Raw genomic sequence first — 18,977 nt, forward strand, 5'->3', positions numbered from 1 at the left:
TTAAAGGAATTATATATAAATGATTTAATAGATATGGATATGTACAAAAAAGATTATGATAATTTAACAACCTTATTAAATACAAAAGACGATAGTCAAGAAGAAAAAGATTTGACATGGATAAACGATTTTTTAGCATCTGGATATGCTGAATTATATACTTCTTTTACACCAGAAGAAAAAAGAATGCTATTAAGAAGTTATATCAAAGAAATTGTAGTAGATAAAGATAATAAAATGAAAATAGTCCTTATGGAATACTAGCATATTTATTATATGCGGATATTTTAACCTTTACCTACAGGTACATGAAGTCCGCATTGTGCCATCATTGTTAAAAGCCCTACTGTCTTAAGTGTTACAGTTTTCCCACCTGTATTAGGTCCTGTAATTATAATTCCTCTTGTAGCCTCCCCCATCTCAAAGTCTAAAGGAACACACTTTCCTGGGTCTAATAATGGATGTTTGCCATCTCTAATCTTTAACTTCCCTTCTGCTACGACTGGCACACTTCGCCCATTCATCTCTATTGAAAGTTTTCCTTTAGCAAAGGCAATATCTAGAACTTCCATAACTTCCATATTAATTTTTATCTCTGGAATGAAATTCTCCACTTCATTCGTTAAGCTATATAAAATCTTCCTTACTTCATTATCTTCCTCAACTTCTAAAAGCGATAGTTCTTCTTGAAGCTTACCGACAGAGGATGGTTCTATAAACACAGTATTTCCAGTACGTGATTCATCTAAAACAGTTCCTGTTACTTGGTGCTTATACTCTTTCTTGACTGCAATCACATATCGTCCACCACGCTGCAAAATATAGCCATCCGCTAAATAGGCTCGTTTGCTCTGCATAACCTTTTCTAATCTCAACTTAATATTTTCTTTCTTAGATTCAATAGTACGTCTAATATTTCTAAGTGCCGTACTCGCCTCACTATCTACTTCGTTATTTCGAATGCTCATTTCAATAAGTTCTCTTAACACTTCTAAATCTGCAAAACTTCTTCCATAGCTTGCTAGATTACATGTTAAGTATTCTGCTCTACTTAGATAACGCTTCATATTGTGGCATCCTTTGATAAATGATACGACAAGCATTAGCTCCTCAGGTTCTAACATTGTTCCAACCTGTACACGCTCTATCATCTTCTCCATAAATTGCATAGAACTTACTGGCGGAATTCCAATGCTATCAATGATTTTCCTTGCCTCTGTCGTCTCCTGCATCTTAAGCTCACAAACCTTCTCATCTAAAATCATCTCCAACTTAAGTAACTTCTCCTTAGCTTTCTGCGATACTGCAAGCTCACTAAGTCGCTCTAAAATCTGATTAAATTCCAATACTTCACCTATACTCTTCAATTCTATTCTCTCCTTTTGGCATTTACACTAACTTTTCATTTTTAGTTTTTAATTCTTTATTTAATTCTCTGCTGCTTTTTTAGCTGCAAAAAGGCCACATAGAAGCTTCTGCCTTAACTAAAGACATATTGCTTCTATGTGGCCCACCAGACTTATAATCTTATACGACTTACATTAGAATATATAAGCTCAAATATTAACTTTCCTAGTCTAAAATAAAACGACTCGCATCGTGTTACCAACTCAAGATTAGAAACTCAACATTTGAGACTCAAATCTTGAGTTTCTAATCTTGAGTCCAAATATGGAGTCTCAATATCTAAGGTTTAATACTTAAAACACAAAATTTGCGTTTCAAAATTCTAATCTTAAATGTTGCATTAGACATCATAAAGTTAAAAATTGAACTTCTTATTCTATAAAAAAGACATAGCGTATATGCTATGCCTTTTCTACATGATTATAATAATCCGTAAATGGTGTTTATTTAGCAATTTGAAAAGGCAGAAATTAATGCCGTAGATACATTTTGCTATCTGCAAACAGACCATAGCTTAACTATGATCTAAAACGCTTAAAATGACTCACTCTATAAGCGTAAGTCTCTTAAGAACTGTATCTAACTGGCCATATTTAATTAATTTTCTTTTACCTCAACAAATTGGGTTAACAAACATCATTCCACCTTTCTTATTTTAACAAGCTACCACCTATTTATATGCTATATAATTTAAAATTATAGTAGCTCCTATATTCTCTAATATATTGGATACTAATACTATTTGTGATTTAATATTAATATATTTTTATCATATATCTTTCTTTTTATACAGTCAATCCCTTTACGCAATTTATATCTTTTCCATACTTTACAGCTTATACTCAACAATTGTTTCGCGTAAGTGTCCTGCTGCTAACTTCAGTTCTTCTGAAATTTCTAGAATTGAGCGTGTAATAACAGTTTCATCTTCTGTCGTACTTGCTATCTCTTCGGTAATTGCACCATATTGTTGTGCCTGATTTGTAAGCTGCTGCGTTGTCCCATTAACATTTTCCTTATAACTTCTAATATCTTCTGCATGACTTATAAGTAATGCTATTACCTGAAGCATTTGTTGCATCGTTTCTTCTGTCTGCTTAAAGGCATCATTTACTGTTTCAACCGTTTCATTCATTTGTATATTGCTTTTTCCTAATTCACTTGTAGCTTGAGCTACATTCTTTATATCTTCTATAATACTTGTAACGATAGCCTTAATTGTATCTGTTGATTTAATGGTATCCTCAGATAACACTTTAATTTCATCTGATACGACACCGAACCCTTTTCCAGCTTCACCAGCCCTCGCTGCTTCAATTGCTGCATTTAAGGCAAGTAAATTAGTCTGTCTTGTAATTGTTTCAATTACCTCTACAACATTTCCAATCTCTTTAGAATGTTGGTCTAATACTTGCATATTTTTCTGTACTTGCTTAGAGATATATTGACTGTTTTGTACTGTCTTATCTAGTTCTTCTAATGTGTGACTGCTTTCTTCACTAGCAGTTTGTGTGGCTACGGTTAACCTATTCATATGACTGATATGCTTTATGAGCTCTTCGATTTTTTCTCCTAAGCGTTGTAACATTTCATAGCTTTCCGTCGTGCTTGTTACCTGATTATTAACACCTTCCGCTAATTCTGTAATGCTTAGATTAATTTGCTCTGTTGCTGCAGTTGATGCATCTAATTTATGATGCATATCTTCTGTTACTTCAAACATATTCTCTACAATATTATTTACTACATGTGCCTTATCTCTCAGCTTTTGTCTCATGTTCATTAAATTACTTATAATCTGACCAATTTCATCTTGACGATGGCTTAGTTCACTTCCTAAAGATAACTCTGTAAAGTCAAACTGTGTTGTCTCATCTACAATTTTATTAATCGTTTTAAATGTTCTACCTACCATTCTCTGAATACATAAGTACACAATCGTTAATTGAAGTACTGCAAGGATAATCATAATAATGATTGTCTCAATAGCATATGACTTTTGTTCAGCAGCTATTACATTGGCATCTAAATCTGCTGCAACTGTTCCTAGCATATTATGATTCTCATCAAAAATCCCCACTTCTACACTCATGATTTCGCCCCACTCTTGGGTGGTTGTAATCTCTGAAGCAATATATCCCCCTGCACTTAAATTATCATATGCATCTGTTCCCTCTTGATCTATTTTACCAAATGGACAGAAATCCTCTGAATCAACTTTCTCTGAGTCTACCACATAATATGACACCTTATTATCGTTATACGCTAATGTATATAGGAATTTAACATCTATTTCATTCTTTATTTCTTGCAAATAACGCTGTAATGCTTTATACGACTCGCTCTCCATATCCTTGGTCTCTAGTACTTCTTTAAACTGTTCTTTATTAATGCTAAGTGCGATGGTTTTTAATAACTCTTCACTTTCATGTATAAAGTTCTTAGTTACATTTTTTGATGACTTATTAATTAAAAATATTGCTCCACCAAAGTTTAGAAGCAAAATTACTATACTCGTCAGTGCTATAATTTTGCCTGCGACTGTTATCCTATTTCTCATGTATTTCCACCTTATCATAATCTCTTTTTTATTTTTCCCCTGCATTGGTGCAATTGAATTTCATTTACATTTTTTACCAACATCTAGTAGTATATAATGTCTTTTTGCTTATGTAAACATTATTTAACTATAAAAAAGGAGCCTGTATAATCTGTGATATACTCCTCCTTATGGTAGACAGTTTAAATAATAAAACTGTCTACCATAAGGGGAGCATATCACCGTGATCTCAGACTCCTTTTTTAATAAAATTATTTTAAACTGAACTCAAATATTCTTTTACTTCCTTGCTACCTATTTCATAGTCAAGATTCTCTGCACACTGTACTAAAGTTTCTATAAACTTTTCAACTTCCTGTGAATATGTATACTGCTTTAATTCTTTAATTTGTTCTTCAATAGCTTCTAAGTCAAAGTTATCGAAGCCTTCTAGTAAAGCTTGCAATACTTCCATATTCAAAGAGTGTTTTACCTTCTTATGAACTGAACGCTCAATTTTATTTAAGCTCTGTAAGTATTTATCAATACCCTCTAGTACCATATCTATTACTTCTATGCACTTATCTATTCTTCTTCTAATATAGCCTATATCCTCCGTTCTTGCTGCAAGTTCTAATTCCTCAGCAAGTTCTGCAAGTTCAAGTGCACCTATATTACGACTGCTACCTTTGATACTATGAATATTAATAATAAATAATCCCATGTCCTTATCTATAAGTTCTTTAATATCCTTACGTAACCTAGACGTTTCTTTATGATACATTGCTAAAACTTCTTTATATAGTGTAATATTGCCATTCGCTTGTTTAGCACCCACTATCGTATCTACGCCATCTATAAACATTTCCATTTCCTGTACTTGCTCTTCTATCTTTGTAGCCTTTTGAACAAGATGTTTTGGCAAATGGCGTAATAAAATACGTTCTAATCGTATGACATCTATAGGTTTTGACATATAATCGCAGAAGCCTTCTTGCATAAATAATTCTTTCGCACCTGCAACAGCATTAGCCGTTAAAGCAATGACTGAAAGGTTATATCCATACTTCTCACCATTTTCTTTAATGAGACGCATCGTATCAATCCCATCTAGATGTGGCATCATATGATCCATGAAAATCAAATCATATCGTTTTGTTTCTAATAAAGCCAAACATTCTTCACCACTACAAGCTGTATCAATATTGAACCTATGACTTGCCATAAGTCCTTCAGCTACCTTAAGGTTTACAACATTGTCATCTACAATAAGTACATTCGCATCTGGCGCCACAAAGTTAACTGTATTTTTATGTATTTCTACTGGTTTATAGCTCATTTTTTGTATTGGTTTTGAATTAATGATTTGCTGTGAAATTGAAATCGTAAATGTTGAACCTTTACCATATTCACTTTGAACAGTAATCGTTCCACCCATTAAGTCTAAAATCTGCTTACATATGCTAAGCCCCAATCCACTACCTTCAAGTGCATAATTCTTTCGCTTATCTAATCGTTCAAAGGTACTAAATAACTTATGAATCTCATCTTCTTTAATACCGATTCCTGTATCCTTAATGCTTATTTCAATATTGGCTTTACCCTTACATTTTTTCCATCTCGCACTAAAAGTAATTGTTCCACAATTAGTGTATTTTACTGCATTGTTTAATAAGTTAATTAAAACCTGTCTAATGCGTACTTCATCACCGTATAATTCGCAAGGCATACTGTTGTCTACATCTACTACAAGCTCAATAGGCCTGTCTTCTAATCTAAACTGTATCATACTTATCACATCATTAAATAATGAAGTTGGTTGATATCTTACATTTATAAGCTCCATCTTACCTGATTCAATCTTCGTTAAATCTAAAATATCATTAATAATAGCAAGTAATGATTTAGCTGCTCTATGAATGCTTTGTGTTCTATCTCGCATTTCCATATCAATGTCATCCTTTAGTATAATCTCAGACATTCCTAATATGGCATTCATAGGTGTTCTGATTTCATGAGACATAGTGGCTAAAAATTGGCTTTTGGCTACATTAGCTTTCTCTGCATCTTGTTTTGCCTGCTCTGCTTCATTTTTAGCAGCCTGAATACTTGTGACATACTCTTCTAGCAAAAGTCGTTGTCTTTGGTTTTCTAATTCTTTTTTGCTATACATCCTTGTTTGAACAAAAAATTCTATACCAACTACACTACTTACAGCTACGACGCTGATGAAACTACTAATATATCTACTTTGCTGTAACATCTGCTCCGCTATAGGTAAATGATAATATACATAACTGTAACTTACTGCAACAGCTATTACTTCTAGTGCTAACATATACAATAAGCCTCTTCCACTTATCATCATAAACGTTAAAATGATACCAAATATATAATAATATGGAATTGTACCCTCTAACCCATTAGTAAATATAAATAATGCAGGAAATCCAATTAAATTTAATAACCCACAAATCACATATGGACACTTATTACAATACTTAAAATGATTAATCTTTATAAATACAACTATACTTATTAACGCCATACATAAGCTCACCAATGAAATAGAAGAATTTCTTCCTTGTATATATGCTAATATTACATTCATTAGCGAAATAATTATGCCGCCTATCCCATAAACATTTAATCTTTTTACTTCAATACTTATATTCTCTCCAAAATATCTATCCCTGATGTCTATTAGTAACTGTCTCAATATATCCTCCTTGATTATAATCTACTAACATCATCCATCTTAATATCTATTTCAATACTCTATTTTAATATAGATTTCACATTTATAAATTTTAGTTATTCATGATTTTTAGTCATGTGAAATCATTAAGAGAAACCTATTTACCTACATGTATATTTCAAGTTTTTAGTTAGTTTCTCTATAATCTATTTTAATAAGCTGTTTTAATAATCTATTTTAATAAGCTGTCTTCTCTTATACTCTTTGATACTTCATATATCTTTTCTTCAATATTCATAAAGGCATCTATTACATCTGGGTCAAATTGTTTTCCCTTCCCACTTAAGATCAACTCGCAGGCCTTTTCATGTGGCATTGCCTCACGATAAACTCTATCGGTAATAAGCGCATCATATACATCAGCTGCCGAAACAATTCTAGCACTCAGTGGAATGTCATTTCCTTTAAGTCTATTTGGATAGCCTTCTCCATCAAAGCGCTCATGGTGACTTGCCGCAATTTCCTTTGCAATGTCTAAATACTTTTGAGAAGGCATCCTTTTCATAATTGTATTAAGGACTTCTTCACCAATAAGCGTATGCTTCTTCATTTCTTCAAATTCTTCATCTGTTAAACGGGCTGGCTTTAATAATACAATATCTCTGATTCCAATCTTTCCAATATCATGAAGTGGTGCACTACGTACTAACATTTCTATGTAATAATCACTTAATATATCTGTATATTTTCCGGCAGCCCTTAATTCATTAGCAATTAACCTTACATATTCTTTAGTACGTTCAATATGTCCACCCGTTTCATTATCACGACACTCTATCAATTCACAAAAGCTCGTAATAATACTATCTTCTAATTCCTTTACTACATACTCTAAGTGAAGCTGATAATCGAATAATTGTAAATGGGTCTCTATTCTATGTAGCATGCTTTTTTTAGCAAAAGGTTTTGTAATAAAATCTACCGCACCATATTCAAACCCCTTTGCTTCTACTTCACTCTCATTGCTAGCTGTTAAAAAGATAACTGGAATGTTGCGTGTTGCTATATTGTTCTTAAGTGCCTTAATCGTTTCAAATCCGTCCATATCTGGCATATTAATATCCAACAATATTAAATCCGGTCTATTTTTCTTACAAAATTCTAACGCCTGCATTCCAGATTTTGTTAAACTAACTTTATAATAATCCTTTAGCAAATTGCTAGCTAATTTTAAATTTGCTAGATTATCATCCACCAATAATATATGTTTCATATAATCTCCTTTTATTACATCCAAACTTCAGCGTATAAAATAAATTAATTCAAATATTCTATTACTCAGATTTTAACATTTTCTGGATTAAATTGGTACTTTTTGAATTAAATTGAGTGTTTTTTATACTAAATAAAGTGTCAGAACTGTTTTTTTATTTATATTAAAAGGAAAATGTCCCCCAAAGGATAGATATTTTTTAATCTCTATCTTTTGAGGGACGCTTTCTTTTATACTTTTACATACTTAATCGTTATTTATGACACTTACTTCTATTTTAATATCTAATTTCAGGATAATAACAAGATAATCCTAGTTTACACATTACATTTCTCTCCTCAGGTAATATCATCTTTTCTAGATACTCTTTCTCTGAGTCACATCTTTCTGCAATATTGATATTGTCTTTCATGTATTCTATGTCACGGCAAATATTTTGCCATTCATCAGATCTTCCAACAATCTTACCTGCCGTAATGCCTAACTTTACAAAGCGGTAGATGGAACATAACCCACACGCAAACTTATGAAATGACTTAGTATAAAGCGTATCATTAAGCTCTACTGCATTTTGAGTATGGAAATCTTGTTTTTGCATAAGCATTTCTATGTCTGCATTCATTAATGAACCACAAATCGAACACATTTCACTGCGATGCATTCCCAAACAGTTTGCATCTGAAAAGGCACAGCCATTACGCATCATAAAGACTTCATATTCTACCTCTGGAACAGCCTTTACAATCTGCTCGATTTCTTCTGTACTTAAATCTCTCGGTAAAATAATACGCTTCGCCCCTCTTTCTGCATAAAACTTTGCAATTTCTCTATTATATACACCGGCAATAGTACTAACTACAGAAGGGACACCTACCGCTTTTGCTAAACATACCAGCTCTATTGAGGATACAATGACACCATCTATGCCTACCTCCTTTAGCCTTTCCATATATTCTCTTAAGAATTTATACTGCTCCTCGGAATACATGCTCGAGTTAAAGGTCACATAAATTAATTTTCCCTTGGCCTTAATATCCTTTACAATTTGCAATACTTCTTCAAAAGTATGTGGGTTGGAAGCTTGCTTATATCCTGACATACGATTAATATCCGCAAATTCACCAAAGGCCTTGCGCCATGCTTCATCATGGAACCCCATATAAAACTCTCCCGCACCACAGCGAATATAATCATCCACATGTTCCACATTATTTAAAGGGACTAATGCTCTCATCTTTTCACCACCAAATCTACTGGAAAATAAATATTACGAATGCTGTCTATACCTTGTACCTCACACGCTCTATTCTCAAAGTACACTGCTCTACCTACACGTAACCATTCATGTCCATCATTGAATTTATAGCGAAAAACATTGCTATTACATTCCCCCTGGCACACCTCATTGGGCCTAAATTTCTTTTCAATCTCCTTATGAATAGAAGCAAATTCGCAAATTTGCCCCACAGTCATATAACAATAAGGCCTGTGTATCCCCACCACCAAATTTTGGGGACAGGTCTCTAAACTTACTGTTTCGCCTGGGGGACAGGTCTCTAAACTTGCTGTTTTGCCTGGGGGACAGGTCTCTAAATTTACTGTTTTGTGGGTTGGATCAAACTCTATGCCATTTATATCGTAAGCTTCTACTAACTTATTGAAATAGCTCGTGAAAATTTTAGGGTGCAATGTGGTATTAAAATATTCTGGATATCTGAGGTCGCGATAATCCTTCATAAATAGCCTTCCTATATTACACTTTAGTTTATATTGCTTTGACATATACTCTAGCATGCCATAGTCATTAACGGTAACTTCATCAATAATTTCTTTTAGGGCATTTACTATATCATCTATCTTATCTTTACCCTTATCTAAATTCTTCTCTGTAAACATAGGAATAACTAAAGTTAATTTCACATTCTCAGACCCACAAAATACGGCTACGTCTTCAATAACCTTCGGTGGCAAATTTAAAAAATATTGACCACAGAAATATGAACCGATATAAATACGCTCACATCTCTCAAATCCTGCTGTTTCGTTGCACTTCTTTATAATAGTATCAAAACCTACTATAGGATCTGATTCCGTAGTATATAGATTTTGAATAATGTCCGTCAGATTTAAACAATTTACTTCCCTCATCTCTCGGTGCTCCTGACTCCTTCTTGATTATAGTTAACATTTCAACCCTCTTATCTTCTCCTCTCAAGTAGTTAACTATACATCATCCTCCCACTTAGCCCATACGAGTTCTTCACAAGCGTGCCACCAGGTTCTTTCCCTTACACCTGTTTGTGGGGATAATTTCACATATGTTTTTTGAGCTCCACTTCCAGCGTAGCGAGGGAGATGGCAAAAAATATATTTCCTTTCCCTATGTTTCCTCCCTCTCTCCACATATGAGCTCTTCACAAGAGTGCCACCACGGCCTTTCCCTTACACCTGTTTGTGGGGATAATTTCACATATGTTTTTTGAGCTCGACTTCCAGCGTAGCGAGGGAGATGGCAAAAAATATATGTGAACTTATCCCCACTCCCTCCACTAAAAAAAGGCCAGGTAGCACTCTTGTGCAACCTGACCTCTTTATATTTTTTTTACAGTTTTTTAACGAACTCTGATTTTAATTTCATAGCCCCGATTCCATCGATTTTACAATCGATATCGTGGTCACCATCTACTAAACGGATATTTTTAACTTTTGTTCCGATTTTAACTACTAATGAGCTACCTTTTACTTTAAGGTCTTTGATAACTGTTACGCTATCACCATCTTGTAAGATGTTTCCATTAGCATCTTTGAAAACTTTTACATCTTCGTTTGTTTCTTCTGAACCTGGTGTCCATTCGTGTGCACATTCTGGACAAACAAGAAGTGCACCATCTTCATATGTGTACTCTGAATTACATTTTGGGCAATTTGGTAAATGTTCCATTTTGGTATCTCCAATCGTTCTAGTCAATTTTTAATTTATTATATGCTTATATATACTACCATAGTCTCCATGGCTTTGACAAACAAGCAAAGTACCTATTGCTCTAAATTCATTATGCCCACTTTAAAACTAACCATTCGAAAACACCTAGACTTACATGATTCCCTCACATATTACTCATACTGATAAAGGTAAGATATAAAACATTCTAAAATACACACACTATAACCACTTATAATTTTATAATTTATAATCCTATAATAATTTATAATCCTATAAATAGAAAGGAAATTCTATGAGAGTTCGAAGAGAAATTAAACCTATCGTTGCCATCACCCAAAATCCAAATGAATCCATAGCCATCTCAAAAGGCTTGGATTTAATCCACTTTTCCTCTATGATTCGCAAGGAGGATGTGGTAGTTATTACACCTAACTGGGTAACACCTGCTGCCCCTGCTAGCGGCCGCGTTGTAGGCCCTGAAAGTTTAAGGTGCATCATTCAAAAAGTTAAAGCTTGTCATCCTAAACGCATTGTCGTTGCTACTGCTCCTGCCGAAAGAGATGTATCCGACCTTATGGAAAAAGTAGGTTTTGCTAAAGTCATAGACGAAGAAGGCGTAGAATTTATCAATCTTAATCAAGGCCCCTTTGTTTATTTAGAACTTAATCATGATATGCCTTCTCGCATTGTTGTGAATAAACTTTTTGAAGAAATGACCTTTCTCATTTCATTTACTCAGCTTAAAATTCATGAAGAAGCTACGGTATCTGCTGCTATCAAAAATATTGCTATGGGCTGGCCTAGCGGTGAAGAACAGGGTTATCCTAAAAAAGACTTAGGTATCCACGATGAACTACATGATTTTATTGCTGCTATGTTCGAAAAGTTTACCATCGACGTCTCTATTGTAAGTGCTAGCCCCGCCATGATTGGTACAGGTCCACATAAAGGCACCGCCATTCATTCTGATATGGTCTTATGCGGTACGGATGCCCTAAGTACTGATGTCATTGGTGCGCGTCTGCTTGGATTCAAGCCTCAAGCCGTTCACTATCTTCATAAGATTATTAAGAAAGGCTTAGGCCGTAGTACCTTTGACCTTAAACAAGGCAAGGGCATTCAATTTCCTGGCCTTTCTCTAGAAGCAGCGGAGCAACACTTTAGTAAATGTGCTTATCAAAAACAATTTGCCGTAGATTCTAACCGCCCTGACTCTTAAAACAAATTACTCTTTTATTATATCTTTAGGCTCATAACTGCACTTTTCTCCCTTTCTTGCGCAGTCTTTCATCTCATTTAATGCTTTAGGAATGCATGTGCAAATTGTTTCTTGATTTGCACATGTCATACACCTTTCAGGCATCACTAAATCATCTATCTCCTGCCTGATATCAAATGCTGCTGCCTTAAAACCCTGTTCAAATGGGAATGCATATGGGAATTCTGCCATATCGCAGGGATACATCCTGCCATCCCATGCTATGTAAACACTATTTTTTCCTCCTTGGCAAGTTAATCCTCTACTCTTTTGTTTTGTTATACTTACAGGGGCATCTTCCTTCTTATGTGATGTTTTTAATGCTTCAATAATAGGCGCCTTAAATTCAGCTAATACTGCATCCACCTCTTCTATTTGCGTTTTATTTAAACGTAAATGTCTCGTATTAGCACAAGCCCCTCGAACAGGTGCACATGAACCATAATCAAAATTTATAAGTTTATTTCTCTTAGCTACTATTTCACAAACTGCCTTAAGGTCTTTATAATTCTCTGTGCAAGCTGTAAATCTAACATCCAGTGCCAAGTTTGGAATAGTTAATAATCTATCCAGCCCCTCTAATGCCTTTTTAAAGTTTCCTTCCCCATCACTAAATTTACGATAAGTCTCCTCAGATGCGCCATATAAAGTAAGCCCCATCATAGAAGGCGGACGCTTTCTAAGCATTTCAAGCATCTTATCATCAACAGTCGTACCATTAGTAAATAATGAAATCAATAAACCCATTCTGGATATTTCCTCATATATCTCCGCAAAATCAGGTCGCATCATGGCTTCTCCGCCTGTTAGCAATAGAAATATCCCCCCTTGATCTCTAAACTGCCTTGCCATATCAATCCATTCTTTGGCTGTACGCATTCTTCCCCCTAATGCTTCGCCTGTCTGCTTATCTATTCTTACAAAACACATAGGACATTTCAAAGTACAAAAAGCTGTAAGCTCAAAAGTTGCCCCTTGAAAAAAGCCCTTATCTCTCGCATCTACATTAAATCCTTTAATGAATTGATTCCACTTACGATTTATCTCCATGTCTTTTATAACATTTTCTATAAATTCTGGTGTCATGTTTACTCCTCCAGCATCTTATTTTCTCTAAGTGCTTCTAAGAACTTATTAACCTCTCCTTCTGCTTGTATGGCATCTACTTCATACGTTTCGAGAAGTGCACTAACTAATTCATTCTTCTCGGCTCCCTTCTCAAGTATCTTCCAAAGTAACACACCACTTTCATTGAGCTTAGATATGCCATTAAACTCCAAAAGCCTTTCACCCATAGGGATAATCATCCATTCATTCATGACTTCTCTAAGCATTAAATCTTCCTTAACCTTCATCCTTTTCCCCCGCTCTCATATTAACCTATTATTTAACCTATTATTTAACCTATTATTTTTCTTTAAATATAGCGCTTTGGACTACTTCAACTGCACCTTCATCCACCCTGCAAGTTAATTCATATACCTCTATGTGTTTCACAAGCTTCTGTATGTATGCCATACAAAAATCTATTACTGCCAGATCAAAATTCATATGAAAAGTATTAGAAAATAGGGCCAAGACAGCTTCCCTTTCATCTAACTTTCTTATCTTATTGACCTCTCCTTTTTTCACTAATATAACAGCCTTAAGTGGTATACTCCTATTTATTGCTTCTCCTGAACTTCCACACCATGGCGTACCATATACCCTAGGTATGCCATCCATATCATGAATCGCTGGTGCATCCCCATTTAAAATCAAGGCTTCACGATAATATTGCCACAAATGAGCCTGCGTAGATTTTCCCGCTCCACTAACACCTGAAAATATAATACCTTGCGCCTTATATTCTATAGCTGCACCGTGAAGTACTATTCCTCCTAAATACAACATCCTACATTCAAAAGGATATATAAGCCACTGCAAATCATAATGATTGTATTCTTCGCAATGTGGCAAATAATCAACTTGCGAATAATCCTTTGCCATCACAATTGAATACCCCATCTGATCCCCTCTAACCAAGTCATACATTGTAAGTATTTTTTTATCCTCAGTCTCCTGCCATCTCTGATTATATACTTGTCTACTCTTTGCATTAATTTCTATTTCTTCTATACCATGTACTCTTACATTCATTGTTCCTAAAACTTGGGCCTTATTGATTTGCCTTATGCCAAATGCCTCCATAACTCTAGGCAAAATAATACAATCATGATACGCATAAATATGTTGCTTTTCTTCTTCCTTCTCCCAAGAAATGCTTATATTTATCCCTGCAATCTGATACCAATTCACATTTAATCACTCATTTCTTAATCTAAGATGGGGATGCTTCAAAACTACCTATCTAGTTTAGTTACACCCCCCACCTTCTATCTTATTAAGTTAAAAGTAACAAGCTATTCCCTGCGCACTATTAGCTACACTTGGTTTATCGCATCCCTTACTTCCATTACTTGCTGTCATTGCGCAAGGCGCTCCGCCATGCCCAGCATCATGAGCTCCCCCATTTCCGCCTGAACCCCCTGAGCCTCCAAACTGTGTAACAACTGCATACTGATAAGCCGTAATAGTTGGGCTAACAAACTTCTTTTTCATAATGAAATCCCCCTCTAAGCATTATTTACTGAATATATATGATTTATATAAGCCTCTTATACCTCTTGAAATAAGTTTGTAATTATTCTATGTCAAGGTCTTACCCTCTTTACCCTCACTAAAAAAGGAGATGTGCGAAATCTATTTCACAGCATCTCCTCTAATCACCTTATTTCTTTTCTTTACTTTTAAGCCTTCTTAAAAATTCATCTTTAAGAGCATTTTTATCTTCAAGCTCTTTAATCTTCTTATTGAGATGTCCAATATACTCCATAGTAAGTTTAGCGCCATGCTTATTTACTATATCTTCACCTGCTACAACTTCCTCTAGCCATTGCATCGTTGACTTTTCTATCATCTCACTATATGTGTTATCTTCTCTTCCAAACATTTCTTCTAGCCTCCCTCTCTACTAACTTTACCTATTATCCCATCATCCCAATGTACATTCCAATAAAATAAGGAATAAGCCAAATGAGCCATACGATAATGCTAAACTTATGGAAAGATTGTTTTCTCTTATTGTCATTTTTATAAAGTACCCAAGTTGCCCATAATGCATGGAATAACATAAGGATAATAGCAATTAATCCTGTAATACCATGTAATCCTGAGCCTCCTCCTGTATTTGCCTTTGCAATAAGGCTCATATAATAAGTTCCCGTTGTATCGCAAATTAAACCAAGCCAAAAAATAATTACATGCCAGCTTTTGAGTGTCCCAGACTTTCTTTCTGCAAATACGCCAATCGTATAAAAAACAAGTGCTAATGTAATAGCTACAATTGCAATGATAAGTGTTGAATTCATTTTGTCTCCTTTACTTTATTTAGCTTTAAATAAATGCTTTATAGTTACCTAAATTCTTTTTAACTTAATAGTAGCATATTTTCTCCTAATTATCACATCCTAATATAGAAAAACAATCTATACAATTGTATCTATGAATTAATTACTATACTGAGGAAGTCACATGAAAAATAAAATTATTGGAATAGCTTATGTCATAACGCTCTTTTTAATTCTAGTATTATTTAAAGTAGCTCCGCTTAGATGGAGCTCCTTATTCCTCCTTGGACTGCTGTTAAGTGGTATAGAAGGCTATTTTTTAGATAAAACTTATAAATCTCTTATTGCCACCATTGCCACAATTATCATTTCAGGGCTTATAATTATTGGTTACCTAATTGCTACTAAGCAGGTGCTTCTTAAACAAAATACACTCTTAATTTATTATGTTCTCTACACTGTTACTATGCTTACCATTTGGTACGTAATGTATTCAGAAAAACAATTAAGAGCTCGCCTTGTAGAACTTAATACGCTTGTAGAACAACTCAGAAAAACAGAAGGTTTTACAGAAGTATTAACACCTAGTGAATTTGAAGAACGCAGTAAATTAGTCTTAAAAGGTTCAAAAGTACGTGGTGAAAAATGTTTTTATCTGACGGTAAAAGTAAAACATAATATTTCTTCATATGTTTATAATGCTATTACCGAATCTTTATCCAATATACTCTCTCATACACTACGTAGCCATTATGATTTAATAAAAAAAGTAGATGAAGCCGAATTTGTATGTCTCCTTCAAGGTACAGATTCTTCTGGCGTAACAACCGTAGAAAATCGCATTTTAACTAATATTAATCAAATCCTTGAACATGCTGAACGCTTTATTACCTTTGAATATTGTGAGGTAAATAATTATGGTTAGACTATTATTTTTACTAGGGCTTGCATTATTTCTCTCTGTTATGATTCAGTATTCACTCCTAACTATCAAGGGTTTATTCTTTAAGCTCGCTCCTGTGCCAGAACCTACGAATCTGCAATATCCCGATATAGATATTTTAATCCCTTGCCATAATGAAGGCATCGTTCTTACTGATACTCTATCTGCTATGGCAAGACTCAACTATCCTGGCAATCTCTATATTTATGCACTTAACGATAACTCAGTGGATAATACAGGTGAAATAGCTGCTGCATTTGCTAAAACCTATAAAAATATATTTCACATTGAAGTTCCTCCTGGAGAGCCTAAAGGTAAATCAAGAGTGCTTAACTATGGGCTTAGTATTTCGCATAGTCCTTATTTCGTTATTTATGATGGCGATAATCAGCCTGAACCTAATGCGGTTAAATTCCTTGCAGAAGCCGTATTAACAAATAAAAATTGTGTAGGTTCCGTTGGTATCGTGCGTACAATCAATGCCGATACCAACCTGCTTACCAGAATGATTGCCATTGAATTTCAAGTCTTCCAGCTTATCTTACAAACTGGTAGATGGGCCTCTAATCAAATCGGTTCCTTGCCTGGCACTAATATGCTTCTAAGCCGCAAGACACTTGATTCTCTAGGAGGTTATGATGAATATGCCCTAGCAGAGGATGCTGAACTTACCATTCGAATCACTGCAGCAGGGTATACTATTAGTGTTGTTCCGCAGTCCATTACTTGGGAACAAGAACCAGAAACTTTAAAGTCCCTCATTGGGCAAAGAACACGTTGGGTACAAGGAAATATTTATATTATGTTTAAATTTTTTAGGACACCAGCTTGGCACACTAAAAAATGCCTCCATCATCTCTATCATTACGCTTCTGTATATATTTTATTTCCTATTGTAATTCTAGTCTCCAATATTATCTTTATTCTTGGATTGTTAGAACTCCTGTCTCTGAGGTTCCAATTTCCTTTTTTGTTTGTCTGGTTCATTGCGTACTTCACCTACACTATGCAGCTCATTATTGCCCAGTGGTATGACGATACACTAACACCTACCAACCTACTTGTAAGTAGTATCATGTACTTCACCTATTCACAATTATTTATCCTCTTATTATTTAAAGGTTTCCTCGGTTATTTTAAAATGAAAAAAAGTGGAAAGGTTCACTGGGAAAAAACCTCTCGTGTTTCCACTAAGAAAAAATAATTATTATATCAGCTTAGATTTGTGTCACCTCAATACCATCTTGAAATTGATGTTAATGCTAAAACTTTTAGCTTTTAGAAAATGCATAAAAGTCCGATATAACCCTAAGCTTTACACGCGTTATATCGGACTTTTTTATTTAAAATACTTTGTTATTATCTCCCTATTTTACTGGATTGCCATCAAAATCACGGTATTGTGGTTTTTTCTGTGGTTCTCCTCTATTATTTTGTTCATCATGAAGCTTTTGTCTACGTTTACCTTTTTGCATAGGATTATTTAAACCTGGTTTGCTTCCTAATTTCACTAGCTACACATCCTTTCTTTGTAACTAGTATTTACGTCTGACATTTATCTCATTCTCTTAATCTGTTAGCAATTTATTCATTATGCCACTGAACTTTTTTTATTCCTTGACCCAATAAGTGGTACAATCATTAGAGCGTTCAATGAAGCCATATTCGATAAGTGCTCTTCGAATCGTTGCATAATCCTCATAGATGCGCGCCAATATCCTATTGAGTTCTTTCTCTGAGTACTTCTTACCTTTCACAAAATTTTTAGCAACCTCTGTAAGCACAATAATCTTTTTCTTTTCCTTCGCTGGATAAGTTTTAATCGCCCCATTTTCATCCATATAATTTTTAATCGTTGTTTCACGTTCTTTATCTGTAATATTGTATCTGTCATCTAAAGTCGTTGCTGTCTTATGGGCATCACATAATATACCCTGTTCCAATATACTCACATCTTTTTTCGTGTCACTTGCAATGAGCTCCATCATAGCAAGGAAAGGTCTTGCTTGCTTTTCTTTTTCTCTAAGTTTATAACGATGGTTGCGAATTGTAGACGGTGCCACTTCTAATTTAGCAGCTATCTCTTTATCTGATAAACCTGCTGCCATCAATTTCAATAATTCTAATTGAACCCCTGAAACCCCTGTAAAACCATTATTCATACCTAGAAGATACGCCAGCGTTGAACCATGTTGTTCTTCAATATGAAGTGCCACTGCCTTTTTTGCATCAAATAATTTGTCATCAATTGGATAAATCTGTCCTTTAACAAATCCTTCCTCACAAATAATACATCTGTACTGGTCTTCTTGCTCAATAAACCCTTGCTTCACTTCTTCAATAGAAGCCTCCCAAAATAACTCTTTATTTTCTTCTCCCATATCTAACCTCCTATTTATTCATAGCAATACTTGCTAGCTTCTTTTGTTCAATCATACAGAGAAACCAACTAAAAACTTGAAATATACATGTACGTAAATAGGTTTCTCTCAATGATTTCACATGACTAAAAATCATGAATAACTA

General features: G+C 34.5%; 18 protein-coding genes and 1 pseudogene. 4 read left to right on the forward strand and 15 right to left on the reverse strand.

Annotation, left to right across the window (positions count from 1 at the left end; all coding sequences use genetic code 11):
• Positions 1-264, forward strand: a pseudogene (locus tag AC1VAQ_RS18805) (recombinase family protein); the annotation flags it as partial.
• Positions 265-287: 23 nt separating this feature from the next.
• Here AC1VAQ_RS18805 and AC1VAQ_RS18810 read toward each other — a convergent pair.
• The 7 genes from AC1VAQ_RS18810 to AC1VAQ_RS18840 form a co-directional block, all read right to left on the reverse strand.
• Positions 288-1,367, reverse strand: coding sequence for a MutS2 family protein (locus AC1VAQ_RS18810; RefSeq protein ID WP_479904387.1), 1,080 nt, complete (start codon positions 1,365-1,367; stop codon positions 288-290).
• An 869-nt stretch (positions 1,368-2,236) separates the two neighbouring features.
• The gene (locus AC1VAQ_RS18815; protein ID WP_479904388.1) at positions 2,237-3,967 is read right to left on the reverse strand and encodes a methyl-accepting chemotaxis protein; all 1,731 of its coding nucleotides are present in this window, start codon (positions 3,965-3,967) and stop codon (positions 2,237-2,239) included.
• 256 nt (positions 3,968-4,223) lie between these two features.
• On the reverse strand, positions 4,224-6,665 hold the full coding sequence (locus tag AC1VAQ_RS18820; protein WP_302596766.1) for an ATP-binding protein: 2,442 nt from the start codon (positions 6,663-6,665) through the stop codon (positions 4,224-4,226).
• Positions 6,666-6,876: 211 nt separating this feature from the next.
• Positions 6,877-7,917, reverse strand: a complete 1,041-nt coding sequence (locus AC1VAQ_RS18825) for a response regulator (protein WP_302596765.1) — start codon at positions 7,915-7,917, stop codon at positions 6,877-6,879.
• 277 nt (positions 7,918-8,194) lie between these two features.
• On the reverse strand, positions 8,195-9,151 hold the full coding sequence (locus AC1VAQ_RS18830; protein WP_302596764.1) for a peptidase U32 family protein: 957 nt from the start codon (positions 9,149-9,151) through the stop codon (positions 8,195-8,197).
• Positions 9,148-10,065 (reverse strand): hypothetical protein, encoded by a 918-nt coding sequence (locus tag AC1VAQ_RS18835; RefSeq protein ID WP_479904389.1) that lies wholly within the window; start codon positions 10,063-10,065, stop codon positions 9,148-9,150. The genes AC1VAQ_RS18830 and AC1VAQ_RS18835 overlap by 4 nt, the downstream gene beginning before the upstream one ends.
• 454 nt (positions 10,066-10,519) lie before the next feature.
• Positions 10,520-10,858, reverse strand: a complete 339-nt coding sequence (locus AC1VAQ_RS18840) for a zinc ribbon domain-containing protein YjdM (protein ID WP_302596762.1) — start codon at positions 10,856-10,858, stop codon at positions 10,520-10,522.
• Between the two features lie 397 nt (positions 10,859-11,255).
• On the opposite strand from AC1VAQ_RS18840, the gene AC1VAQ_RS18845 reads away from it, so the two are divergent.
• On the forward strand, positions 11,256-12,080 hold the full coding sequence (locus tag AC1VAQ_RS18845) for a DUF362 domain-containing protein (protein WP_479904390.1): 825 nt from the start codon (positions 11,256-11,258) through the stop codon (positions 12,078-12,080).
• A 6-nt stretch (positions 12,081-12,086) separates the two neighbouring features.
• Here the strand turns inward: AC1VAQ_RS18845 and AC1VAQ_RS18850 are convergent, their stop codons facing one another.
• From AC1VAQ_RS18850 to AC1VAQ_RS18875, 6 genes are all read right to left on the reverse strand, one after another.
• On the reverse strand, positions 12,087-13,205 hold the full coding sequence (locus tag AC1VAQ_RS18850) for a radical SAM protein (protein ID WP_302596760.1): 1,119 nt from the start codon (positions 13,203-13,205) through the stop codon (positions 12,087-12,089).
• 2 nt (positions 13,206-13,207) lie between these two features.
• Positions 13,208-13,474 (reverse strand): PqqD family protein, encoded by a 267-nt coding sequence (locus tag AC1VAQ_RS18855; RefSeq protein WP_302596759.1) that lies wholly within the window; start codon positions 13,472-13,474, stop codon positions 13,208-13,210.
• Between the two features lie 52 nt (positions 13,475-13,526).
• Entirely contained in the window at positions 13,527-14,417 is an 891-nt protein-coding gene (locus tag AC1VAQ_RS18860; RefSeq protein ID WP_302596758.1) for a hypothetical protein, read from the reverse strand.
• Positions 14,418-14,507: 90 nt separating this feature from the next.
• A complete protein-coding gene (locus AC1VAQ_RS18865) occupies positions 14,508-14,720 on the reverse strand; it encodes a hypothetical protein (protein WP_302596757.1) in 213 nt (70 codons plus the stop codon).
• Between the two features lie 169 nt (positions 14,721-14,889).
• The gene (locus AC1VAQ_RS18870; RefSeq protein WP_302596756.1) at positions 14,890-15,111 is read right to left on the reverse strand and encodes a hypothetical protein; all 222 of its coding nucleotides are present in this window, start codon (positions 15,109-15,111) and stop codon (positions 14,890-14,892) included.
• Between the two features lie 34 nt (positions 15,112-15,145).
• Complete coding sequence (locus tag AC1VAQ_RS18875; protein ID WP_302596755.1) at positions 15,146-15,529, reverse strand: HsmA family protein; 384 nt, start codon at positions 15,527-15,529, stop codon at positions 15,146-15,148.
• Between the two features lie 163 nt (positions 15,530-15,692).
• Between AC1VAQ_RS18875 and AC1VAQ_RS18880 the strand changes: the two genes are divergently transcribed.
• Together AC1VAQ_RS18880 and AC1VAQ_RS18885 are read left to right on the forward strand one after the other, a co-directional pair.
• Positions 15,693-16,433, forward strand: a complete 741-nt coding sequence (locus AC1VAQ_RS18880) for a hypothetical protein (protein ID WP_303244346.1) — start codon at positions 15,693-15,695, stop codon at positions 16,431-16,433.
• Positions 16,426-17,655: a glycosyltransferase family 2 protein gene (locus AC1VAQ_RS18885; RefSeq protein ID WP_302596753.1), complete on the forward strand. Its 1,230-nt coding sequence runs from the start codon at positions 16,426-16,428 to the stop codon at positions 17,653-17,655. Before AC1VAQ_RS18880 ends, AC1VAQ_RS18885 begins: the two co-directional genes overlap by 8 nt.
• A gap of 163 nt (positions 17,656-17,818) precedes the next feature.
• Here the strand turns inward: AC1VAQ_RS18885 and AC1VAQ_RS18890 are convergent, their stop codons facing one another.
• Both AC1VAQ_RS18890 and AC1VAQ_RS18895 read right to left on the reverse strand, forming a co-directional pair.
• On the reverse strand, positions 17,819-17,962 hold the full coding sequence (locus tag AC1VAQ_RS18890) for a clostri-philic family protein (protein WP_479904391.1): 144 nt from the start codon (positions 17,960-17,962) through the stop codon (positions 17,819-17,821).
• A 99-nt stretch (positions 17,963-18,061) separates the two neighbouring features.
• Positions 18,062-18,832: a DUF2087 domain-containing protein gene (locus AC1VAQ_RS18895; RefSeq protein WP_479904392.1), complete on the reverse strand. Its 771-nt coding sequence runs from the start codon at positions 18,830-18,832 to the stop codon at positions 18,062-18,064.
• Positions 18,833-18,977: the final 145 nt, after the last annotated feature.

It is taken from the genome of Cellulosilyticum sp. (genome assembly GCF_982396655.1).